Genomic DNA, 24,595 nt, shown 5'->3' on the forward strand with positions numbered 1-24,595 from the left:
CAGTTCGGCTTAAAAATGATCCCTATAAATTTGTTTCTCCGTCCTATATGATAGACCTTGTAAGCGCTTAATAATGGCCGAAAAGTAAATGCAGCGTGGAGGGGAGTAACATGAGTATAGCATTAAGAATGGTAAAGAAAAACTGGCAGCTCTATCTGATCATCTTGCCGTCACTTCTTTATTTAATTATTTTTAAATACGTGCCGATGGCTGGCGTGCAAATTGCTTTTAAAAACTTTATGGTTACAAAAGGGATTTGGGGAAGCGATTGGATAGGCTTTAAGCATTTTATTGAGTTTTTCCGACTGCCTATTTTCTGGAGAATTATTAAAAATACTGCTTTACTTAGCCTTTATTCGCTGATTGTTGGTTTTCCTGCGCCGATCATCCTTGCCTTAGCGTTAAACGAATTGAAAAATGGTATTTTTAAGCGGACCGTTCAACTCGTCACATTCGCACCGTATTTTATCTCAACCGTCATCATGGTCTCGATTATTATGTTGTTCCTTTCCCCGCAGCTTGGTTTCGTCCATCTATTGGCTGATAAATTCGGGTTCCCTGCGGAAAATATCATGTCTAAGCCGGAGTATTTCAAAACCGTGTATGTGCTCTCCGATGTTTGGCAGTTTACGGGGTATGCCTCGGTCATTTACATAGCCGCTTTGGCAGGGGTGGATCCGCATTTGTATGAAGCAGCTAAAGTGGACGGCGCTTCTCGTTTTCAACGGATGATACATATCGATTTGCCAAGTCTCATGCCAACGGCTGTTATCTTGCTCATTCTGAATGCAGGACAAATCATGAACGTTGGGTTTGAGAAAGTGTACCTGATGCAAAATGCCATTAATGTTGGAGCATCTGAAGTTATTTCCACTTATGTTTACAAAATGGGTTTAGTCGGGGCGAACTTCAGTTTCTCCGCAGCCGTTGGGCTCTTTAACGCCATCGTTAACTTGATGCTGCTCATTGCTGTGAACTATGTGGCAAGGAAAAATTCCGAAACGAGTTTGTGGTAGGAGGTCGAACAAATGGTTAATCCTGAACAGACATTGTCGCTAGAAACACGAAAGTCGCCTACCCGCATTCTTGAAAGCAGTGTAGACCGATTGTATTTATTCTTTGTCTACTTGTTTTTGATCATTTGCTTAGTTATCGTCGCATATCCGCTTATCTATATTGTGAGCTCATCATTCAGCTCCTCATCGGCTGTTATCTCTGGCAAGGTGTGGCTGCTTCCGGTAGAACCAACTCTTCGTGGCTATAAAGCAGTGTTTCAAAATCCGCAAATCCTAACAGGGTATGGCAATTCGTTATTCTATCTGTTCTTCGGGACGCTGCTTAGTGTTTCGTTGACGATTACGGCTGCTTACCCGCTTTCTCGAAAAAACTTTTATGGTCGCAATGTCATAACGGCCCTGTTCGTTTTTACGATGCTGTTCAGCGGGGGATTAATTCCTTATTATTTGACCGTTAAAGGACTAGGCATGCTCGACACGAGATGGGCCATGATTATTCCGGGGGCAATTTCCGTCTGGCAAGTCATTCTGGCAAGGACGTTCTTCCAGACCTCGATTCCGTCGGAACTGACGGAGGCCGCACATTTGGATGGATGCAGCGATTTCAAATTTCTGCTGCAGATCGTTATCCCGCTTTCCAAACCCATCATTGCTGTACTAGTGCTCATGTATGCGATCGGTTATTGGAACTCGTATTTTGAAGCGTTAATATTCCTGAAAAGCGCTAAATTGTATCCGCTGCAGCTAATATTACGGAACATTCTCATCCTTAACTCGATTGATCCTACGATGATCAAGGATGTCAGGGAGCTTGCGGAAAGACAGGGCTTGAAGGAGCTGCTAAAATATTCTTTGATCGTCGTTGCAAGTGCGCCTGTATTAATTCTTTATCCATTTGTGCAAAAGCATTTTGTAAAGGGGCTGTTGATTGGCTCTCTGAAAGGCTAAATTTGGACGCACACTGAAAGGCGGGATGCGAGGCAGCGGAACAGACCAGGTTTGCCCCCGTGTGATTGATAGACGAAGACAAACAAGGAGGGTTTTGAGTATGGGGAATAAAGGAACCAAAAGAACATGGAAATCGGTAGCCCTGATAGTATTCATTACTACGTTTGTAGTCGGCTGCACATCTGGCAGTGGTGAGCCGAATGGCAGCGCTAGCCCTAATGGGGGGGGCGCAGACGGAGGGAGCAACGTGAATGTAACCGGCTTTCCCATCGCCAAAAATAAAATCACAATGAGTGCATTTGCGCCGCAATCGGCTAATATTGCAGATTTAAATACGAATTGGTTTACGAAGTATCTAGAAGAGAAAACGAATGTTCACTTGAACTGGCAGCTTGTCCCAGGCGAAGCGGCAGCCTTGAAAGAGAAAAAGCAGTTATTGCTCGCAAGTGGCGACTATCCTGATATTTTCATGTCAGGGGATCTTACGAAAGAAGAGCAGCTGCTATACGGTCAACAAGGCGTTCTGCTCCCCCTAAACAAGTTGATCGATCAATATGCTCCAAATATTAAGAAGGCGTTCAAAGATATCTCCTATTTGGAGAAGGCGATCACTGCGCCAGACGGAAATATCTATGCGATTCCTTCCGTGAACGAATGCTATCACTGCCAATTTTCGGCCAAAATGTGGGTGAACTCAAAATGGCTGCAAAAGCTGGGGCTTAGCGCACCTAAGACGACAGATGATTTCTACAACATGTTGAAAGCTTTTAAGGAAAAAGATCCGAACGGCAACGGCAAAGCGGATGAAATTGCATTCACCGGTTCGCCAACGGGATGGCACACGGATATTGAAACCTTCGTCATGAATGCGTTCGTTTATTTCAATGCCGATAACAACTATTTTGTGTTGAATGGCGGCAAGCTTGGAACCTCCGTTGACCAACCTGGCTTCAAAAAAGGGCTGCAGTATTTGAATAAACTGTATTCGGAAGGTTTGATCGATAAGGAGGCGTTTACGCAGAAATCCGATGCGCTTTCACAAAAAGGGAATAGCCCGGATACAGCGATCGCCGGTGCGATTCCAGCAGGTTGGTTCGGTGAATTCACCGATGCGTCGCCAACCGCAACTCGTCACAAAGACTACGATCCGATTGCGCCTCTAACGGGACCAGATGGAGCTTCGTTTACGCCGCACTACATCGGTATCGGAAATTCTGTATTTGCAATTACAAATAAAAATAAAAATCCGGAAGCCGCTATTCGTTTAGCCGATTATCTGTACTCGGATGAGGGGACAACATTATCTAACTTCGGAGAAGAGGGCCGCAACTGGGTGAAGGCAGAACCGACCGATAAAAATACGCGGGGTACTGCAGCCAAGTTCAAAGTGAAAGAAACGTCTTACGGGGTAGGTCAAGTACAGAACGACCATTGGAATCAAATGGGACCTAACCTGCGTTCGTCCGAATATCGCGAAACGGCCTATGCCGCAAGCCAGGACATCTACACCATGGATGGATTGGAAACCCGCTTGTACAAGGCAACCAAGGAATTGTACGAAGGGCATCAACCGAAGGAAGAGTTCCCGACGGACATTTTCTTGACGAATGAACAGGCGAATCAAGTGAAACAGTTGAAACCTATTATTACGGATTACGTCAAACAGTCCATGCTGCAGTTCATTATGGGAGCCAAAAGCCTTGACAAAGATTGGGATGCTTATTTGAAAGGACTTAAAGATTCCGGCATGGATCAATTTATCAAAATTTATCAGGACGCGTATGACAAAGGGTATAAAAAATAACGGCATCCAGGATGTATTAGGCCGTCTGGAAAGGAAGACTGAGGATGCAGCGCATATTGGTAGAAGAGTACCGCGGTAGCGTGCTCGAATGCACGCATGCTGGCCATATTTGCGGTGTCGACGACACAGGAAGCATCCGTTATGCATCTGGAAATCCGCTTCATATGACGTACTTGCGTTCGGCGGCCAAACCGTTTCAAGCGATTCCTGTTCTACAGCATGGCATCGAAAAGCGTTTTGGCTTTACCGGCAAGGAGACAGCCGTTATTGCCGGATCGCACCGGGGAGAACCATTCCATATTGAAGCGGTCGAGTCGATGCTTCACAAAATTGGAATCGGGGAAGAGAAGCTCGTCTGTGCATCGACGTATCCCTTAAATGTGAGTGCAAGAGATGAGGTCGTGCGGAAGAGCAGTCCGAAGCGGCGGGTGTTTCACAACTGCTCCGGCAAGCATTCCGGAATATTGGCGCTGTGCAAAGGGTTGGGTTATGAAATGGAGTCCTATTGCGACCCCGAACATCCTGCCCAAAGGCAAATCTTGCGTACGCTGGCTTCGCTGTCCGAGGTGCCGGAAGAGCAGATTCCGATTGGGATCGACGGCTGTGGATTTCCTGTCTTCGCTCTTCCGCTTGATGGATTAGCAAGAGCCTACTTGAAGCTGGCATGCCCTAATCTGATTGTGGATGTGCAAATCAGATCCGCCGTTGAGAAACTGACCGCACTTATGAGTGAGCACAATGAAATGATTGCAGGCACAGATTTTATATGTTCCGTCCTGCTGAGGGACTCGAACATCGTCGCTAAAGGAGGCGCCAAAGGTGTTTATTGCTTCGGATTGAAGAACGAGCGCTTGGCGTTTGCTTTGAAGGTGCTGGACGGTTCTGAGGAGGAGTGGCCGCTCATTGTCGCTTCCATTCTGGAGCAAATCAACTATCCAAACCATGCGACGATAGACGATTTATATCGAATATCTCAGGCGACCATTAGGAACGATGCCAATCGGATTGTCGGATTCAGCAAGGCGGTATTTGATCTAACTGAATAAACATGAACAGGATATGTTCGATTTATTAAGCCACTCCTTTCAGGAGTGGTTTTGTCTTCTGTTTTTCGCCTAAATAGCGCCCTCTTGTTCCCATAAAGTGGGCGTCATGTCGATTGGTATAAAAAGAAATATGATATAATGAGCTTGATTTGGGAGATGAGAGAGGATGGGTACGTGATGAAGTTAATTGATTTGAGTGTGCCGATTAGTCCAAGCATCCGCGAACCGCTGCCGGCAAAGATCGAGTATGCGAGCCATGAAGACGGAGCGCTTCAAGCAGCAGCGGTACTAGGGCTCAAGCAGGAAGATTTTCCGGAACGCAAGGCGTGGGCGACAGAAACGGTAACGTTGAACACGCATGCGGGAACTCATATTGATGCGCCATGGCACTATTGGCCTACTTCCGAAGGGAAGCAGGCACGGACGATTGATGAGATGCCGCTCGAATGGTTCTATTCCGATGGTGTGCTGCTCGATTTCAGTTCCAAGCCTCCGGGATATGAGATTACAACGGACGACTTGATAGCGGAACTAAAACGGATTGCGTATACGTTGAAACCGCTCGATATTGTTCTTATACGAAGCGATGCGGACAAGCGGCTGTACCACGAACATTATGCATTTATGCATGCAGGGGTATCGGCCGAAGCAACACTCTGGTTGCTGGATCAAGGCATTAAGGTAGTAGGCACTGACGGCTGGGGGTGGGATATCCCGCTCAACCTGCAGGCCGAAGCATATAAAAAGGAACCGAAGCCGGGCGTTTTGTGGGCAGCGCATTATGTCGGCAAGGATCGGGAATATTGCCAGATCGAGAAGCTGGCTAATTTGGAGCAAATTCCGAAGCCGTTCGGTTTCAAAGTATGCTGTTTTCCGATTAAAGTGGAAAAGGCGAGTGCTGGCTGGGCGCGTCCCGTCGCGATCGTGGAATAATTGAAGACCCAAAACCAGTATAACGGGAAACCGTTATACTGGTTTTTTTTATCCTTAATTTTTTTTTTTTCTTAAGAAAAAAATGGTTTACAAACCGCTTGATTCGGCATATATTTAAGTCAAAGTGTTTCCTTTGGTAAACTTTTTGTCCCATTGGAAACAAAATTTTTACCCAAAATGTTTCCTTAGTGCAAAAAAATTGTAAACAAGCAATATAAAAAGGGAGGATATAAGATGTTCCGTAACTCCGGGGATAAGATGTCAAGACGCAATCTTTTGAAGATGGGAAGCGCTGGGGCTTTTGCTGTCATTGGAAGTGCTCTGCTAAACCCATCTACGCTATTCGGTAAGTCATCTTTAGCGGCAGATAAGCATGACATTCATAAAGCCATGAAAAATCAGCTGCATGAAGGAATGAAGCATGGTTATGTTCCTAGTATGGAAGTAACCGAAGGATTTAAAGCGGCTCGGAAAGCACTCACAACTTTTGACTACGGAAAAGTAAGTAAGCTCTCTGACGGAAGAACATTACGCGAGTATGAAATAACTGCTTATGAGAACGAAGTTCAGATCGCTAAAGGGATCAAGTTTCCCGGCTGGACGTTCAATGGCACGATCCCGGGACCCACTATTCGTTGTACAGAAGGGGATCTGCTTCGTATTCATTTTGGCAATGCAACGAGTCATCCGCATTCCATCCATTTTCACGGTATGCATCCTACAAATATGGATGGACTTGAAGCCGTCAACGCAGGCGATTCTTTTACTTATGAATTCGAAGCAAAGCCGGCCGGCATGCATGTGTATCATTGCCATGTAGCTCCTTTAGCCAGACATATTCACAAAGGACTTTATGGCAATTTCATTATTGATCCGAAGAAACCAAGGGCTGCAGCCAGAGAATTCAGCATGCTCATGAACGGCTTTGATCTTGATCTAGATGGCGAAAACGAAATTTACACCGTAAATGGGTATGCCTTTGCCTATCAGCAAGAGCCCATCAAAGTAAAGGTCGGTGAGCTCGTACGTATCTACCTCAGTAATCTGACTGAATTTGATCTCATTAATTCCTTTCACCTGCATGCGAACTTTTTTAATTATTATGCAACCGGCGCTGATCCTGAAGCGCGTCCACAGTTTACGGATACGATTATGCAATGTCAAGGAGAACGCGGGATTTTGGAAATCGTGTTTCCGTCTCCTGGTAAATACATGTTTCACGCCCATCAAAGCGAATTTGCCGAGCTTGGTTGGATGGGGTTCTTCATAGCTGAATAAGAAAGGAGAGGCGAGGGTTCCATGAGTATTAGGGGTCAAAGTGAAAAAAAGGGGTCATCCATCCATTTTAAGGCGATCTTATGGGGAGTTCTTCCGCTAATTTTGTTAATAGCAATTATTGCAACGATTGCCAAAGTAGGTACTGGCATTGAGAGTGAGCCTGCGGCTCCAATTGAAGTGTTGAATGTCGAGAAGATTACGCTGAACGATGATGGCATTCAAGTAAAGGTTCTAAATTCGGGCCCGGAGGAAATAACGATAGCGCAAGTCGTTGTCGATGGAGCCTTTTGGAATGCCCATTTTACCCCTAGCGATACGTTAAAAAGGTTCGAACGGGGAACGATTCATATTCCATATCCCTGGGTTCAAGGAGATCCGCATGAAGTTAAGTTAATCACGACGAACGGTTTGATATTCACCGGTGAAGTCGCAGCAGCTGCTGCAACACCAGTACCAAATGGGAAGCTGTTTTGGCAATATGCGTTAATTGGATTTTATGTTGGGGTTATTCCAGTAGGGTTAGGACTCTTGTGGTATCCCTTTCTACGCAGGTTCTCAATCAAAGGCATGCATGCCATTCTTTCCCTGACAGTGGGACTTTTATTCTTTCTTGTGATTGATACTTTTGAAGAAGGCTTTGAAATGGCTTCAGAAGCTCCTGGCGTGTTTCAAGGAACCGGACTAGTGTGGTTTGGTGCACTCCTCAGTTGCCTTTTCTTGATAGCGGTTGACCAGTCGAATGAGCGTAAGTTAAGCAGCAGGACTTTAGAGGGAAGCAGGGTTTCCAAAAAAATAGCCACAGGCATCGGACTTCATAATTTCGGTGAAGGTCTCGCTATTGGATCCGCTTTTGCTGTAGGAGAGGCAGCGTTGGGAACTTTCTTGATTATTGGTTTTACCCTTCACAATATTACGGAAGGCGTAGGAATCGCAGCTCCGCTGCTAAAGGATTGTCCTACTTGGAAGACTTTTCTTACATTAGCCTTAATAGCGGGGGGCCCAGCCATTGTTGGAACTTGGGCAGGGGGCTTTATTTTTAACGATACATTAGCTGCCCTATTCTTCGGCATTGGTGCTGGCGCTATCCTGCAAGTCATTTATGTCATTTCAAAAATGATTCTTAAAGAATCCGAGAAACGCAGTTTATCGCCCGTTTCTTGGATGAACTTCGGAGGGCTAACGGCTGGAATTATGATTATGTATGTTACAGCTCTCATGGTTAAATTTTAATCCGGTAGAAGAAGGTAGGTGGTTTTCATGCTTTCAGGTATTGGTGTTTCCGGTGTCATCATCATTTTTGCAGTTGCGTTGCTGCTGTTCGGCCCTTCAAAACTTCCTCAATTAGGTCGCGCATTCGGTACTACCATCAAGGAGTTTAGACAAGGCACGAAGGGGTTATTGGAAGAAGAAGCAAAAGAGAAGCCAAAAGGCGAACAAGGATAAACGACTTCGTCGTCCTTTTTGGACGAACGCGTTTGTCAAGGTAGATGCGAAGCAAAAGTATAAAACTTATACTTTCTTATCTACTGAAGATAAGACTAATCCGCTTGATTGCGGATTGGTCTTTTTTAGTTAGGAAAGGTAAAATAGTTGGATATAGTAGGGAAAGCAAAAAGGGACGATGATCATATGAAAATTGAATTTGAGAATACGACAATAGAATTTAACGTGCAATATGGCGTAAGAAAAAAAATATCGATTCAAATTGACACGATGGGTTTCATAACAGTTAAAGCTCCGAATGATACAAGCCAGGAGATCTTGATGAGTGTCGTAAAGCAACATGGGAAAAGGATATTGGAAAAGCTGCAGCTTATTGCAAAATCGCGAGAAGTACCTAAGACAGGTGAGTATCAAGACCAAGGCAAGTTCCTTCATCTTGGAAAATATTACTTCCTTCATGAGTTAATCGATACGGCTGGACTTCAGGAGGAAGAGATGAAAATGAATCTTAAAAAATTTTATTTCACAAGCTGCAAGAAGATCATAGCTGAACGAATTAAAATCTATCAAACCCAGTTGAAGGTAAAACCAAAATCGTTTGAGATCGAGGAGTCCAGAACGAAGTGGGGAAGCTGCAGCTCGGATAAGAAATTAACGTTTAACTATCGCTTAGCGATGGCTCCAATTGATGTTATTGATTATGTGATCATCCATGAACTCTGTCATCTAACACATATGAATCATGATCGATCATTTTGGAGACGCGTAGGAAGCATAATGCCGGATTATAAAATAAAAGAAGAGTTTTTGGCCAGGTATGGACATGCTATGACACTTTGAGTTTTTGATTTCAATGCAATTATGACGATTGTCACCTTCAATCCATGACTTGATTCACTTATGAAAACCTCCCTAAAAAGTGATAATTAGACTATAAAATCCTTTAAGGGAGTGTTCGTAACTATGAATTCAACAGTATCGTTACTGATTTCGGCGTTAATTTTCTTTTTTATTCTTCGTGGTCAACGAAGTGGCATGTATAAGCCGCTTAAAAAATCGGGAATCACGCTGCTGCTGCCTATCCTATACATTTCTACCTCGTTCATGCAATTGTTCGATCCATCGCTGCATATCGGTGAAGAACAAGTGATCATTGCGTTGTTGATCGGGATGATGGTATCGATTCCGCTGATCATGACGACCAATTTTGAGGTTCGAGAAAATGGCAGCACATTTATTAAACGTAATAAAACGGTATTCGTGCTTCTGATCGTGATCTTTGCACTGCGTTTCATCGCGATTGCGACTATTCACTCTATTGAACCTGGTACACTTAGCTTTATGTGCAACTTGATTACCTTTGGCTACATTGCAACATGGCGGATCGTTAGTTTTATTAAATTCCGGAATGTTAGCTCTTCCAAGCGAGCTTTGCTCCATATTTAACAACAAATGAACTGGCGTCGGTACGTAACCGGCATCAGTTTTTTTGTTTTTTGAAGCTGTACTAACCGAATGGCCGATTACTCTCATAAAAAAGGGTGGATTATTGTAAAAAAGCTCGGGATATTACAAATATATATTTTAGAAAATATGTTAACTTAAAAGCATGCAGCAAAGAAGGGGAAAGGGGAGGCGGAATAATCAAAAAGGCAATGAACTGCAAGCTTTGTTACTTACAAAAAAATGGAGAGTAGGAGAAAAAAAGATGAAAAAAGTAGTAGGAATACTCATGGCTATCATCCTTTTTGCATGCACGATCAACATGCCTTTGAATGCTAGTGCTGCTGATCCAACCATGGATGGTCACGGATTAATGGGGGATTTCTTTAAATGTATCCCCAACCCTGATAATCGCACAGATATTAACGTATTTAAATTCGATGATTTACGAGGATCACGAGCTATTGGCAATTTGAATGGGGATTCCTTTGGAAGCATCTTCAATCAATTTTCAGGAACTCCTGATTATAATACAGCACGTTTTACGGGTACCATCGTTCCAAAATACACAGAAAATTACACCTTCCATATGGTCGGTGATGATGGTTTCAGACTATGGGTGAATGGGCAGCTGATCATTGACTTTTGGCAGCAAACTTGGGAAAAACCGCAAGACAGCATCCCTATCTCTTTGGAAGCAGGAAAGCACTATGACATCAAAGTAGAATATTTGCAAGGCTGGGGCGGCACTTGGCTTCGTATGGAGTGGGAAAGTGCAAATCAGAAAAGAGAAATCGTTCCTGAGTCGGCCCTTTATTTGCCGGCAGATCGTATGATCGTAACGAAAAAGGCCGATTTGACAGCTGAAATACAAAAGCTCGACTATTTAACCGAAAACTTTGCTGACAAAGTAAATGAAAGTGCATTAAATCATTTGCATGCAACGAAAATTACGGCTGAGGAACTGCTTAACACAATTGATGCTAACACAGCAAATGATCGTGATAAGCTAGACCTATTAATTAATGGAATTGAGGCCGTATCGATTGCAAGATCCGAATTCATGAAAGAAATGGGTGTAACAAGTTCATCTGTCTCAACGAAATTTAACAATCCGTTATATCAAGGACAAGACCCATTTGTAACCTATAAAGACGGTTTTTATTACTTTGTTTCTTCAAGTAACTTGGATTCTAACAATAAAGTTTATGTATCCAAATCCCGTACGTTGACTGACCAAGGTGAAAAGATACAGGTATTTGATTCGCAAGGAACTCAAACGCGTATTTTTGCTCCGGAAATCTTCTTCTTCGATGGTAAATGGTACATTTATTACTGCGCTGACTTGCAAGCTTATGGGTACAAACATATGGCTACCGTCTTAGAATCCGTTTCGGATGATCCTCAAGGGGCTTATGTCGATAAAGGTGCCTTATATGCTGGAGAAAATGGCGTTTACAAGCAAGCAAACGATTTTACGGTATTCGAGAACAAAGGAAAACTGTACGCAGTATGGGGGACATTAGGTTCCGGCGAACCTATCGGTCCGGCTATTGCGCCCATGGATAACCCGTATACAATTACAGCGGATCGTTCCTTCTTGCCGGGCGGCGGAGGAGAAGGTCCTCGTGTGCTACAAAAAGATGGAAAAGTATTTATCACCATGTCTGAAGGCGACTATGCATCAGATGGGTATCGGTTATCTTATTTTATGAACACAGACGGGAATTTCTTAAACCCGAGTTCTTGGACACGTAAAAATGATGTTTTCGTTTCTACCAGTGATGTATCCGGCCCTGCCAGAGCAGGTTTCGTAAAGTCAGTCGATGGGAAAGAAGACTGGATGATCTATCATTCACGTGTATATCAAGACACAGGACGCAACTGGTGGCGTCAAGTGAATATTAAGAAATTCGGTTGGAACGAAGATGGCACACCAAACTTTGGTGTACCGGTTTCTCCGAATAAATGGCAAAATTTACCTTCGGGTGATTTAGGACAAGGCGATATGTTTCAAGCAGAAGATGCCATTCTCTTAGGTGAGATTACAAAAGATAACAGCCATTTGAATTATCAAGGAACAGGTTATATTAACCTGCCTAAAAAATCCGGGGCTGAAGCAAATTTTGTTGTCAATGCAGCTGAAAATGGTGATTATATCGTAGGTGTGAGATATGCCTATGGTGAGCAAGTAAACGGGGAATCAACCAATAACCCAACGGTACAATTGCCTGCAAGAGCCCAAATCAATGTTTATGTCAATGGCAAACATGTCAAAACAATTGCACCTGATAAAACAGCCATTAGTTGGGATGAATGGTTTACAGCTTCTGAACGTTTATCTTTAAAAGCAGGAAAAAATGTAATCAGTTACCGGATTGATAATGGCAATATCGGTAATGTGAATTTGGACCATTTGACGATGTATAAAGCTGATGTACCAAATTCAGTTGAGACTACAGAATTATCAGGAACCCTTACGGGCGCGTCTCAAATATCGTCTGGAAGCAACTTCGAACTGAATTATGGATTAAGCCATGTATCGAGCAGCGTGAACGAAGCGATTTATGCTCAGGATTTAACGTTCGATTATAACCCTGATACTTTTAATTTTGTATCGGTCGAGTCTCTGAAAGAAGGTCTTTTGGTCGTCGACGTTAAGAAAGATGTTCCAGGTCATGTACGTGTCCTGCTTGCAAGTCTAGGAGCAAATCATTCTATAACAACAGATGGCGGACTGCTTAAATTAACGTGGAAAGCTATCAAAGAGTCAGCAAATGCAAGCATAACGCTTTCACAAGCGAAACTTGCCAACGCAGCGGGTGTGGAAAGTTCTTTGAACTCTGTCACGCATACTGTACAAGTCACCGGCACGAATGAGCTGAACAAAGAAGCATTGAATGCTTTGATTGCACAATCTCAGGCTGCCGTGAACGCAGCCGTGGAAGGCAGTGCGCCAGGACAATACCCAATCGGTTCCAAAGCAGCCTTGCAAGCGGCGATCGATGCAGCGATTACAGCATCCGCAAATGCAAGAAGCCAAGCTGAAATCGATCAAGCAGCAAGCATCTTAACTCAAGCGCTGCAAGCCTTTAAAAATTCTGTTAATACTTCCTTAACTGGAGATATTAACGGAGATGGCAAAGTGACAATTGGTGATATCGCGATCGCAGCTGCCAGCTATGGTAAAAATTCAACGAGCCCAGATTGGAATGTGGTCCAAAAAGTGGATGTCAACCATGATGGCGTCATTGATATTGCTGATTTGGCAATTATCGCAAGAGCAATTTTTCAATAATAGCATATGAAAATAATCGTGGAGGAGCTTGCCTTATGGCAGCTCCTTTTCGATTTGTCATACGGATTGAAAGCACGCTGGCTGTATGTATTTGTCATATTGGCACGTGCGAACATATGTGCTATGATGGAGAGATTCTGAGAATCACACATAGATTGGAGATTAGGAATGAATTCTTCTTTGCTGCGAAATCGAACTTTTGTTTTTATGATGATAGGAGAAGCCATTCAGGGCGCAGGCATATGGACAAGCATCATTGCGAATTTACAATTTATGCAGAGTCATGTGCCGTCCGATCTAGGGAAAAGCTTGATCCTGATGTGCGGTTTATTTCTTGGCGTACTCATTTCGCCGCAAGCCGGCGTGTGGGCAGATCGCTTTGATAAGAAAAAAATATTGTTTATTTCTGGTCTTTTCCGTTGTCTAGCCCCGATTATTATGTTTGCTGCTTTATATTACCAATCCGTTGCCATCATGTTGTTATCCGTCATTATCATGCAATTAGCGGCTACTGTTTATATGCCTACCGTACAAGCTGCGCTGCCTTCCGTCGTTCCTGCTTCGGATCTGCTTAGGGCGAACAGCATTAATTTTAACGTGATCACTATAGCTAGAATTGGTGGCACTGCTGCAGCAGGGATATTGGTATCCGTAATGAATTTGTATACGGTCTACGCGTTGTCGCTAGTTTTTTACGTCATCCTCGTCATGCTCATTACACAGCTTAAGATTCCAAATCGGGCGGATTCCGCTGCAGCTAAGAAGCAGGAAAAAATTCGATTTTCGGAGTTGTTTCTGCTCATTCGACAAGAACCGTCGATTCTGATCGCTCTTATCAATAGCGGAATTATTACCTTGTTTCTTGGCGGTTTTAATTTGCTTGTATTGAAGTTTAGCCAAATTCAGCATAAACCTGAACTGATGGGATGGATCTACTCCTTAGAAGGAACGAGTATTTTAATTGCAGGTTTATTTGCGAAGCGAGTGATTGGCATGCGTAATCTGGTAACCAGTTCCACGTTGTTCATGCTATTGTTTGCGTTCTCTTTTGCCGGAATGTCCTTTAGCGAGAGCAGTTTTGCTGTGCTCGGTTCTTTTGTTTTGTTCGGCTGCGCAGTCGCGTTTTTCTTTCCGATGATTTCTACACTATTCCAGATTAAAGTGCCGAAAGATGTCCAGGGCCGTTTTTTCTCATTCCGAGGGATGCTTGATCGTGTCATGTTTCAGCTTGCTCTGCTTGCGACCGGCGCATGTCTTGATTGGTTCGGCATTTCTACATTTTTATTGACACTGGCCGTACTTACAATTATAAGCGGTATATTGACACTGTTGTTTGCCAAACGAAAGTCTGTAGACGTCCGGCAGTCAGTCACTAGTGACACGGCCAGTTGAATTAAGCTGAGTAACTATAGTATATTTTATAGATCATTCAAAAGGTCCTAGTGCCTTTCGGTGTTAAGGGGGTACAGCTTGAAGACGGAGACATTTATTAACATCCTTAAAAACGAACTCGTAATCGCGCTTGGGTGCACGGAGCCAGTAGCCATTGCTTTGGCTGCTGCGAAGGCTAGGAGCTATGTCGGTGGAAAAATCAACAAAATTACGGTTTATGCAAGCGCAGGGATCATCAAGAATGCATTAGCGGTTGGTATACCCGGTACTGGCTTAACAGGCATCGACTTTGTTGCTGCGTTAGGGGCGATTGCCGGTAATGCAGAGAAGCAGCTTGAAGTTCTCGCTGATATTAAGCCGGAACATATTACTGAGGCGCAGGAAATGGTTAAAGAGGGCATCTCTGTTGTCCATCTTGCCGATACGCCAAGGAAATTATATATCGAGGTTGTTATCGAAGCCGAGATGAGGTACGCAAAGGTTGTTATTACGGATAATCATACGAATATAACGCTGGTAGAAGTTGACGGAAAGGTCGTTGACACCGGTGGCTGTGCAAGTGCAAGCTTTAAAAGCTCGAAAGAGGAGCGGAGCGAATTAACGATCGATTCGATTGTAGAATTCGTGAATACGGTTGATCTTGAAGATCTCAGCTTGGTCAAGCAAAGCATTGAATTGAACCGCAAGGCAGGAATAGACGGCTTGACGCATGCTTACGGTCTCGAAGTTGGTAAGACGATTAAAGAAAATGTGCAAAAGGGTATTTTGTCAGATGATTTAATTTCCCATGCGATGGCGCTCGCGGCAGCTGGATCAGATGCTCGCATGGCTGGCTCTACGATGCCCGTCATGGCGAATTCAGGAAGCGGCAATCAAGGCATTGCAGCGACAAACCCTGTTGTTGCGGCTGCAGAGAGGCTTGGTTCTTCGGAGGACAAACTCATCCGCGCCGTTACATTAAGCCATTTGGTCACCATTCATATCAAGTCCAAATTTGGACGGTTATCTGCATTATGCGGGGTTACCGTGTCCGGTACGGGGGCAAGCTGCGGAATTACCTATCTGCTGGGCGGTGGCATAACGGAGATTAAAGCCGCGATCCAAAATATGCTCGGCAATGTGACCGGGATGATGTGCGATGGTGCAAAAGGCGGCTGCGCTATGAAAGTTGCGACTTGTACAAGTGCCGCGGTACAATCTGCACTCCTTGCTTCCAAAGGGACGTCCATCTCCTCGACGAATGGATTTATCGAAAATGACGCTGAGAAGACGATTGATAACTTTTGCCGTATAGGGAATGAAGCAACATCGGATATCGACAAGCTTATACTCGAAATGATGTTAAATAAAGACATTTAGCACGATGCTTGAGATAGCCAACGTTGGCATCTTCCGTCGTCTACGTAGCTGCCCAAAAAGGACCTGAAGATTGGCTTCAGGTCCTTTTTTGAGTTTATCGCGGGTAATCCTTCGGCGTGAAACCTGTCATCTGCTTGAAAATGCGGCTGAAATAAAACTGATCGGAATAGCCGACGCGTTCGCCAACAGAATCAAATCCTCGTCCTCTGCGACAATGACCTTAACTGACAGCCGTTCCTTCCCAAATTACGTTGACAATTCGGACAAAAGTTTGGTTTCCGTACATCAACTTCATACGGATATTAAAATTTAGCAGACCCATCCCGTTTAGTTTGAGCAGCGGGAACTAGAGGGCGAGTCATATTTCAAACAATATGACGAAAAACTCCGAACAAAATGCCACCTGTAAGTCAAGATTACCCCAGAAGACAACAAATTGCCTCCCCATCACAAACAACTGTCGGTTCTACCTCAGAACTTCCTTGGTTACAATGAAAGCGCATTCTGCTTTCGAAAAGGAGATATCTTATGAACTTTGACCTGAACGTTGTACCTTTCAGCCGGAGAGAGTCTTTCTTGGCGATTTCGATTCTTCCTGAATCTGCAGATAGAAATGCAGGCTTGTATCTGCGTACTGTACGCGGCGGCGACGATAAATTCGGTGAAGCGTTTCGAATTGAAATGCTGAATGAAATCGGTCAATCTGTGCCATTCCAGGCAGTAGCTAGCCCTGAAATGATCCAGCTTACTTCAACGACAGGCTTAACTGCTGAGATCTGTATCTCGGATCGTCGAACATGCCGGTTTCGGTCACAAGGATGCGGGATTCGCTTAACGTTCCGCACGGCAGCTTATGATTATGCTTACCAAGCAGCTTTGAAGAGCTGGGAGGTAAACAGCTTCACGCATGAAAGCAGGTTTATGCTGACAGCGCTGGTTGGCGATTTGAAAATGGAAGTGCCATGGGACAAAATCAAAAGTTCCTATGTCATCGCAGACTTTCTGCCTGCAGCAGATTCTGGCATTTCCGAGTTTGCTATCGAGGAATTTCGCACGGTGTGGGAGCCGCGCGTTGAATGGGAAACCTTTGATGACACTGTGAGGCAGGTAAAAGCGGAATTTGCAGAATGGGTGAATTGCACCCTGCCTTTGCCGGAACGTTGGCAAGAAAGTCGGGAGTTGGCGGCATATATCACGTGGTCCTGCCTCGTTCCGGCAGAGGGTTGCTTGACGCGTACAGCGATGTATATGTCAAAAAACTGGATGACGAACATCTGGAGCTGGGATCACTGTTTCAATGCGATGGCGCTCGTTCGTCATGATCCGAAATTGGCGTGGGATCAATTCATGATTTTCTTTGACCGTCAGGATGAGAGCGGTTTGATTCCGGATTTCATCAATGACAAGTATGAGCTCTGGAACTGCAACAAGCCGCCAATCCACGGATGGACGCTTGCTTGGATGATGGCAAGAACGGACTATATTCAGGCAGTTCAGCTTCGGGAAGTTTACCAACCGCTATCCAAATGGACGAAATGGTGGTTCCGATATCGCGACGGAGATGGCGATGGCATCCCGCAGTACAATCACGGCAATGACTCCGGGTGGGATAACAGCACCGCATTCAATAATGGCATTCCGGTGGAAAGCCCGGATTTAGCGGCTTTTCTCATTCTTCAAAGCGAGGTGCTTGCCGAGATTGCAGGATTACTTGGGTTTGAGGAAGAAAAGATCGAATGGCAAAAGCTTGCTGAGGACACACTGGAGAAGATGCTGCTTCATTTCTGGAAAGATAGCCGCTTTATGGCTTGCCGCTCCGGTACACACGAGTTTTCCGATGGCGACAGTCTCCTTATGTTCGTTCCCATTCTGCTTGGCAAACGGCTGCCCGATCCGATCCGCACAGCTTTGCTTAAAGGGTTAAGAGAGGAAGGTCGTTTTCTAACCGGAAATGGTTGGGCGACAGAGAGTTTGAAGAGTTCTTACTACCAGCCAGACGGCTATTGGCGAGGCCCGATCTGGGCGCCGTCGACCATGCTGCTTATCGAAGGAGCCGCCGCAGCGGGGGACCGTGAACTGGCCGAAGAGGTTGCGCGCCGATTCTGTGCGATGCTGGATCGTAGCGGGATGGCGGAGAATTTTGATGCGATTACGGGACAAGGTTTGCGGGATCGAGCTTTTACATGGACATCAAGTGTGTTCTTGATTCTAGGTCATGAGTATACAACCAACTAGTGAATAACTGCACTTCACCCTGCTATTGACGAGCAGAAGGGAGGTGCTTTTCCCGTTTAGGCCGGAAGTGTGGAACGATGATCGTTTAACACCCCTCTCAAGGGTGGATACATTGTTCGCTGAATATGTTCCATGCTAAACTGCAAGAGTGCGATTAAACTGAGAAAGCTGGAGGAGGGGCGATCATCAAAGGTTATTGGCATAAGAAGCTCAACATCCGCCGGCTGTCCGGCTCTTATCGGAGCATTCGTACGAAGCTGCTCTTCTGTTTTCTTATCGTGACCATTATTCCGCTGCTCTCACTTGGAGCTTTATCCTATTATCAGTCCGCGAAGGTGATCAACTCACAGTTCGGGAAGTACGGTGAGAATGCCGTGGCGCAGTTGGAGCAGCAGACGAGCTCCTATTTGAATCGGATGAATCAAACGACGGAGACGGTTTACTCCTATTTGCTTGATCCGGCTAGAGTGGATCTAGGAAACCAGGTTCCCATTACGTACAAAGAGATTATGGATAAGGATGATTTTGAAGTACTTCTGAAAGCGCTTAAAACCGATCGGACGACTGGTATTTATATCATTACGAACTCAGGCTATTATTACGGGGAAAATAATTTGGATGTAACCAAACTCAGTCTAATCCCCGCGTGGCAGGCTATGCCGGATACGTATAAAGGGAAGTATTGGCTAGGATTTTATCCTCAGAATCATGAGATGAAGGAAACCGAACAATCGGGAATGCCCGTGCTGGGGTTGGCTGTACCGATTAACAACCCTTACGGCGCACTGCGCGGCAGCAAGATTCTGATTGAGGAGAATGCGGAAGATTTGCTTCATATGTTCAAGCTGTTCGAGACCGATACAAAGGCACATCTTCGAATATCAGATCCTCAGGGGCGAATTATTTATGAGACTGAAGCTGCCTTCACTTCGCAAACAAGTGATATTGTGTGGAACAAAAAGCTTGCGGTTAATCAATGGACCATCGAGGCCAGGCAGCCTGCCAAGGCGTTCTATCGCTCATCTAGTATTATTAGATCTAATACGATTATGGTTGCAGTTGCTTCGTGTCTGCTGGCGTTCGGGTTTGCGTATTTATTCTCCTCCCGATTCACGGCACGGATTCGCCGTCTGAAGGATGCGATGCAGAAGGTCGGCTTCGGCAAGCTGCATACAAGGACACAGGTTGAAGCGAGAGATGAGCTGGGCAGTTTGGATTCAAGTTTTAACAATATGGTGCGCGGCTTTCAGACATTAATTGGCGAGGTTGAGCAAAGTGAGCGGCTTAAGAAGGAGGCGGAGCTGAAAGCTTTTCACTACCAGATCAACCCGCATTTACTTTTTAACACACTCAATTCGATTCAATGGAAAGCCAGGTTGCAGGGCGCGGAGGATATCCGCCAAATGCTTTATCATCTTACCATGGTTCTCGAAGGCAATCTGGATATCTCGCAGGAATTGATCCCGCTTGGCCGGGAGCTGCGAATGATCGAGCATTTTCTGAAAATCCAAGAGGTCCGCTATGGCCCTGTATTCACGTATGAGTTAACCTGCGATGAGAAGTATAAGCATTATTTGATTCCCCGCATGACACTTCAGCCGTTGTTTGAAAATATTTTTTTCCACGGTTTTGAGGACGGCGAGGGAGTGATTACCTTACACGTTCGGGAGGAAGGCAATCATTTGGTGCTTACGCTAACCGATAATGGAGCCGGGATTCCTGCGGATAAATTGAAGCGCCTGCTGCTGCCAAATGAGCCGAAGCGCAAGGGCAGGGGAGGTCTGGGTGTGCAAAATGCCGATCAGAAATTCAAGCTGCATTTTGGCCTGCCGTATGGGTTAAAGGTACAATCCGTTCATGGAGAAGGAACCACGATCATCATGGAATGGCCTAAGAAGGAGGAGAGTCCGCATGGAAACAAGGAAGAACATTAGAGTGATCATCGCAGATGACGAAAGCATCGTTCGAAAAGGGCTTAGGTCTACGGTGCCATGGGAAAAGTTTGGGATGGAAGTGGTTGCGGACGCGACGAATGGCCGTAAAGCTTGGGAAGCTTTCCAAGAGCATAAGCCGCAAGTGGTCATTACCGATATCGTTATGCCTGAAATGGATGGCATTGAATTGTCACGCCTGGTAAAGGAAGCTGCTCCCGATACAAAAATTATTCTGCTTAGCTGTCACCGGGATTTTGAATACGCCCAGCAAGGAATAAAGCTTGGAGCAGCCGGTTATTTGCTTAAGACTGCTTTTGAGGATGAAGAACTAGAAGGCATGCTGGCGAAATTTCAACACGAGCTGTCAATGGCACCAGCGACGCCAGTTCTCTATCAGGAAGCGGGCAGTGAGAATGAAAGTGAACGGCTTAGTACTATGCTCTACGCTTGGCTCAATGGCCATAATGACAAACTTGTTGGGGAGATGCAGAAACGCACCCGCGAGGTGTGGTCTTTTCACGGAGAGCCTGTCTATGTCTATTTGATTAAAACTTCCGGATGCGAAGCGGCTTGGTCGGATCTTTTGGAAGCGGCAGCCCAGGAAGATCGCCAACTCCGTGAGGGGGCCGTTATTCCTTACGGAGATGATCGCTGCTATTATATAGTCCCCGAATCGCTCCTACATGCGGTGGAGAGTCTGCTTGTTGAGAATAAAAGCCAAAATTCGAAGTTGAAGTGGTCAAAAAAGGGACCGCTGACAAGCACGGAAGAACGACTTGAAGCGTTATTAACTTTGCATAAAGCAGCGGAATTGGACAAAATCTATGACGTGACCGGCGAGGATTGGCCCGAGCCGATCTGGAAAGCGGTTAAGCTCCTGCATGAGAATCCGTCAGCTGAGTGGTCTGTCAGCGATGTAGCGGGACAAGTCGGCCTAAGCAGGAGCCACTTCTCCATTTTGTTCAAGAAAGCGGTGGGAGACAGCTTCGTCGCTTTTCAATATAAACGCAAGCTAAAGTTGGCTTATGGATTGTTAAAGGATACCGCACTGACGATGCAAGATATTGCTGAGCGCACGGGGCTTGGCGACAGCAAATATTTCAGCAAATGGTTTAAACGCTGCACAGGTCAAACGCCTAGTCAGTACCGCAGCCAACATAAAGACGACATGCTCCGAACAAATGGACACCAGCCTCGGTGAATCGAACAAAAAAGCGCTAACATTCGAATAGTTATCGGTTTTGAACCGCTTTCATTTTAGTTATGATGAAAGCGGTTCAATTATTATGTACCTCACTCAGTGATAGGGGAGCTGACCGAATGAAAAAGAAACTTTCACTCATTGTTGTTGCGACTGCAATGACAATAACGCTTACAGCATGCGCCGGTAGTAACGAGGGTACGACTGGCAAGACGGCACAACCGACGGACGGCAACAATTCAGGCAATGTGAAAACGCTGCGGTTCGCCACTTGGGATACCGGAGATGCCCTTAAGATCGAGCAGGATATCGCGAAGAAATTCGAGGCGCTTCATCCAGGGACGAATGTTCAAGTAGAAGCATATGCCGACGGTTTCGACCAAAAGCTTGCTGCGGGTTTCGGTGCTACGAATCCTCCGGATGTGATGTACATGTGGGATTTCCCAACGTACCACCAATCGCTTGAGCCGCTCAGCAGCTATGCTGACAAAGATAAGGATCTGAACAAGGATGACTTCTACAAAGGATTATTCAATTACGCGACGATTGATAACAAGCTCTATGGCATTCCAGCGGGATTCACAACTCGTGTTGTCTATTACAACAAGAAGTTGTTTGATGAGGCAAAGATTCCTTATCCAAAGGACGGCTGGACATGGGATGACTTCCAGGATATCTCTAAAAAGCTGACAGATAAAGCAAAGAAACAGTACGGGTTCGGTGTTCGAGCAGAGAATGATACGTACGATCTGCAAGGATTTGTATGGAGTAACGGCAGTTCTTATATCTCTGATGACGGTAAAACGATTAATGGCTTCATGAACAGCAAAGCAACAGCCGGGGCCATTCAACTATTCGGCGATATGGTCAAAAACGGCTCGGCGGTACTGGCAGGAGGCAAAGGCCAGCAAAGTGGCGAGGATATTTTCAAAGGCGGTAAAATCGCGATGTGGGAAAGCGGCATCTGGCCGTTGGAGTCATTCAAGGAAGCAGGCATTGATGTAGGGACTGTAGAGATGCCTGCGTTTGCGGGGAAACCAGTTAAAGGTGTAGTAGCGGAATCTGCTCTCTCGATTGCGAAAGATTCGAAGCAGAAAGATTTGGCTTGGGAGTTTATCAAATATTACGTTTCCAATGAAGCGATCAAAATGCGTGTAGCGGATTTGCCTGTCAGAGTCAGTGTCGTCAACGAGTTGAAGAAAGATCAGGACCCTCTGTACAAACCGTTCTACACGATGCTTCAGCGCTCGGATAACTCGCCGGCCTTCCTGCTCAATGCCAAATGGAATGAAATGAACCGCCAACTATCTGCGGCTGTCGAAGCTGTCGTACATGGCAGCAATGCACAGGAGGCGCTGGATCAGGCTGTGAAAGACAGCGAACGCTATTTGAAATAACATAATCCGTTATTGCAGAAAGAAGGTTAGGAGATGGCTCAAACCTACCCGCAGCAAGCAGAAGCAGGGAAATCAATGGCCAACCTCATGCCTAGAAGGAAACGCAGTTGGGGTGGGGGAATTCCCTACCTCTTCATTTTCCCATGGATCTTCGGGTTCCTAGTGTTTACTTTAGGGCCATTGTTATTCTCGCTCATTATTTCATTTTTCGATTGGCCGATTGTAGGAAAAGTAAGGTTTATCGGTTTTGGCAATTATGTGGATATGTTTACCGACGATCCTCTGTTCTGGAAATCTTTCGGAGTGACGATCAAATTCGCGGCTCTGTTCGTACCGCTGAATATTGCGGTTGCCCTTGGACTAGCGATTTTACTCAACCAGAAAATTCGCGGCAGCGCGATATTCCGAACCGCATTTTACCTGCCTTCTGTTATTTCCGGCGTTGCCCTCGCTATGATCTGGTCTTGGGTATACAGCGGGGATTACGGCATTCTGAATTATTTTCTTTCGACAATCGGTGTGCAAGGTCCGGACTGGTTGAATCATACACGTTGGTCTCTCGTAGCAATGGTCGTAGCGAGTCTATGGGGGCAAGGTTCGATGATGCTCATCTTCCTGGCAGGCCTTAAGGGGATTCCGAAGGATTTGTATGAATCCGCTTCAATGGATGGAGCGGGCAAACTTAAACAATTCTTTAACGTGACGATACCAATGCTCAGCCCTACCATTATTTTCAATCTCATCACGTCTATTATTGCGGCGTTCCAGCAGTTGACTCTTGCGCTTCTCCTCACGGGAGGCGGACCTATGAAATCAACGTACTTCTACGCGATGTATATGTATGAAAATGCTTTCAAGTTTTTTAAAATGGGTTATTCTGCAGCAAACGCATGGTTCATGTTCCTTATTGTACTCTGTCTGACATTCCTTGTTTTCAAATCGTCGGAAGCTTGGGCGTATTATGAAGGAGAAATGAAGCGCAAGCCTCAGAAGAAATCGAAGTCCAGCGGAAGGAGGCAGCCTGAATGAAACGGATAATCGTGTATGCAATGCTGATTATTTGCTCACTGCTGTTCATCGCACCGCTGTTCTGGGCTTTGACAACGGCGCTGAAATCACAAACGGAGCTGTACCTTTTTCCTCCAAAATGGATTCCTTCCGTGTGGAAATTCAGCAATTTTGCCGATGCCTGGACGATTCAGCCGTTTAACTTATTTCTGAAAAACACCGTCATCGTGACGTTAATGTCAACGCTCGGCCAACTGATCTCCTGTACGCTCGTTGCTTATGGATTTGCTCGATTCGAGTTTAAAGGGCGCGATCTCTTGTTCCTGATTGTGCTTGCAACGATGATGATTCCATGGGAAGTCACCATGATCCCGCAGTATATGGAGTTCAATTATCTCGGGTGGATTAATACGCTCAAACCGCTTATTGTGCCATCGTGGTTCGGTTCGGCCTATTTCATCTTCTTGCTAAGACAGTTTATTCTGACGCTTCCTCGTGAATTAGATGAGGCGGCAACGATTGACGGGGCTAACAAATTTGCGATTCTTGTGAGGATTATTGTTCCTCTCATGGGATCATCGCTCATCTTAGTCGGCGTGTTTCAAATTATGAGCTGCTGGAATGATTATCTAGGACCGCTAATTTTCCTTAATGACCAGTCCAAATATACATTGACGCTTGGACTGTCCCAGTTCAAAGGGATGTTTGGCGTCGATATGCAGTCCATTATGGCGATTACTTGTTTGATCTCTATTCCGCCGCTGGCTGTATTCTTCTTCGCGCAGCGCTATATTGTCGGTGGAATCGCAGGTACGGGAATTAAAGGATAGATCCGCAAAGAGATAAAGATCGTGATTCGA

General features: G+C 45.3%; 19 protein-coding genes and 1 pseudogene. 19 read left to right on the top strand and 1 reads right to left on the bottom strand.

The window, feature by feature from the left end:
* The first annotated feature begins 110 nt into the window (after positions 1-110).
* The 13 genes from J2Z65_RS18450 to J2Z65_RS18510 all read left to right on the top strand — a co-directional run bounded on the left by J2Z65_RS18450 (position 111) and on the right by J2Z65_RS18510 (position 15,960).
* Positions 111-1,016: an ABC transporter permease gene (locus J2Z65_RS18450; RefSeq protein ID WP_167057566.1), complete on the top strand. Its 906-nt coding sequence runs from the start codon at positions 111-113 to the stop codon at positions 1,014-1,016.
* A gap of 12 nt (positions 1,017-1,028) precedes the next feature.
* Entirely contained in the window at positions 1,029-1,964 is a 936-nt protein-coding gene (locus J2Z65_RS18455; RefSeq protein ID WP_167057563.1) for a carbohydrate ABC transporter permease, read from the top strand.
* Positions 1,965-2,064: 100 nt separating this feature from the next.
* Entirely contained in the window at positions 2,065-3,768 is a 1,704-nt protein-coding gene (locus J2Z65_RS18460) for an ABC transporter substrate-binding protein (protein ID WP_167057561.1), read from the top strand.
* 44 nt (positions 3,769-3,812) lie between these two features.
* The gene (locus J2Z65_RS18465) at positions 3,813-4,814 is read left to right on the top strand and encodes an asparaginase (RefSeq protein WP_167057558.1); all 1,002 of its coding nucleotides are present in this window, start codon (positions 3,813-3,815) and stop codon (positions 4,812-4,814) included.
* 177 nt (positions 4,815-4,991) lie between these two features.
* Complete coding sequence (locus tag J2Z65_RS18470; RefSeq protein WP_167057555.1) at positions 4,992-5,747, top strand: cyclase family protein; 756 nt, start codon at positions 4,992-4,994, stop codon at positions 5,745-5,747.
* Between the two features lie 234 nt (positions 5,748-5,981).
* Positions 5,982-7,025 carry a multicopper oxidase domain-containing protein gene (locus tag J2Z65_RS18475; RefSeq protein WP_167057552.1) on the top strand — a complete coding sequence of 348 codons (1,044 nt, stop codon included), beginning with the start codon at positions 5,982-5,984 and terminating at the stop codon, positions 7,023-7,025.
* Positions 7,026-7,046: 21 nt separating this feature from the next.
* Positions 7,047-8,255: a ZIP family metal transporter gene (locus J2Z65_RS18480; RefSeq protein ID WP_167057549.1), complete on the top strand. Its 1,209-nt coding sequence runs from the start codon at positions 7,047-7,049 to the stop codon at positions 8,253-8,255.
* Positions 8,256-8,282: 27 nt separating this feature from the next.
* Positions 8,283-8,468 (top strand): twin-arginine translocase TatA/TatE family subunit, encoded by a 186-nt coding sequence (locus tag J2Z65_RS18485; RefSeq protein ID WP_167057546.1) that lies wholly within the window; start codon positions 8,283-8,285, stop codon positions 8,466-8,468.
* 186 nt (positions 8,469-8,654) lie between these two features.
* The gene (locus J2Z65_RS18490; RefSeq protein ID WP_167057543.1) at positions 8,655-9,308 is read left to right on the top strand and encodes a M48 family metallopeptidase; all 654 of its coding nucleotides are present in this window, start codon (positions 8,655-8,657) and stop codon (positions 9,306-9,308) included.
* Positions 9,309-9,431: 123 nt separating this feature from the next.
* On the top strand, positions 9,432-9,914 hold the full coding sequence (locus tag J2Z65_RS18495) for a CcdC protein domain-containing protein (RefSeq protein WP_167057540.1): 483 nt from the start codon (positions 9,432-9,434) through the stop codon (positions 9,912-9,914).
* A gap of 262 nt (positions 9,915-10,176) precedes the next feature.
* On the top strand, positions 10,177-13,209 hold the full coding sequence (locus J2Z65_RS18500) for a family 43 glycosylhydrolase (protein WP_167057537.1): 3,033 nt from the start codon (positions 10,177-10,179) through the stop codon (positions 13,207-13,209).
* A 168-nt stretch (positions 13,210-13,377) separates the two neighbouring features.
* Positions 13,378-14,601, top strand: coding sequence for an MFS transporter (locus tag J2Z65_RS18505; protein ID WP_167057534.1), 1,224 nt, complete (start codon positions 13,378-13,380; stop codon positions 14,599-14,601).
* A 78-nt stretch (positions 14,602-14,679) separates the two neighbouring features.
* Positions 14,680-15,960: an L-cysteine desulfidase family protein gene (locus J2Z65_RS18510; protein WP_167057531.1), complete on the top strand. Its 1,281-nt coding sequence runs from the start codon at positions 14,680-14,682 to the stop codon at positions 15,958-15,960.
* Positions 15,961-16,054: 94 nt separating this feature from the next.
* Here J2Z65_RS18510 and J2Z65_RS36140 read toward each other — a convergent pair.
* A pseudogene (locus J2Z65_RS36140) lies at positions 16,055-16,138 on the bottom strand (AraC family transcriptional regulator); the annotation flags it as partial.
* Positions 16,139-16,488: 350 nt separating this feature from the next.
* On the opposite strand from J2Z65_RS36140, the gene J2Z65_RS18520 reads away from it, so the two are divergent.
* From J2Z65_RS18520 to J2Z65_RS18545, 6 genes are all read left to right on the top strand, one after another.
* Positions 16,489-18,195, top strand: a complete 1,707-nt coding sequence (locus J2Z65_RS18520) for an amylo-alpha-1,6-glucosidase (RefSeq protein WP_167057528.1) — start codon at positions 16,489-16,491, stop codon at positions 18,193-18,195.
* 278 nt (positions 18,196-18,473) lie between these two features.
* Positions 18,474-20,129, top strand: coding sequence for a sensor histidine kinase (locus J2Z65_RS18525; RefSeq protein WP_342357351.1), 1,656 nt, complete (start codon positions 18,474-18,476; stop codon positions 20,127-20,129).
* Positions 20,107-21,330, top strand: coding sequence for a response regulator transcription factor (locus J2Z65_RS18530; protein ID WP_167057525.1), 1,224 nt, complete (start codon positions 20,107-20,109; stop codon positions 21,328-21,330). Before J2Z65_RS18525 ends, J2Z65_RS18530 begins: the two co-directional genes overlap by 23 nt.
* Positions 21,331-21,449: 119 nt before the next feature.
* On the top strand, positions 21,450-22,727 hold the full coding sequence (locus tag J2Z65_RS18535) for an ABC transporter substrate-binding protein (protein ID WP_167057522.1): 1,278 nt from the start codon (positions 21,450-21,452) through the stop codon (positions 22,725-22,727).
* A gap of 75 nt (positions 22,728-22,802) precedes the next feature.
* Entirely contained in the window at positions 22,803-23,756 is a 954-nt protein-coding gene (locus J2Z65_RS18540) for a carbohydrate ABC transporter permease (RefSeq protein ID WP_240159692.1), read from the top strand.
* Positions 23,753-24,565 (top strand): carbohydrate ABC transporter permease, encoded by an 813-nt coding sequence (locus J2Z65_RS18545; protein WP_167057516.1) that lies wholly within the window; start codon positions 23,753-23,755, stop codon positions 24,563-24,565. Before J2Z65_RS18540 ends, J2Z65_RS18545 begins: the two co-directional genes overlap by 4 nt.
* Positions 24,566-24,595: the final 30 nt, after the last annotated feature.

This window comes from Paenibacillus aceris (assembly GCF_017874035.1).
Lineage (GTDB): Bacteria > Bacillota > Bacilli > Paenibacillales > NBRC-103111 > Paenibacillus_E > Paenibacillus_E aceris.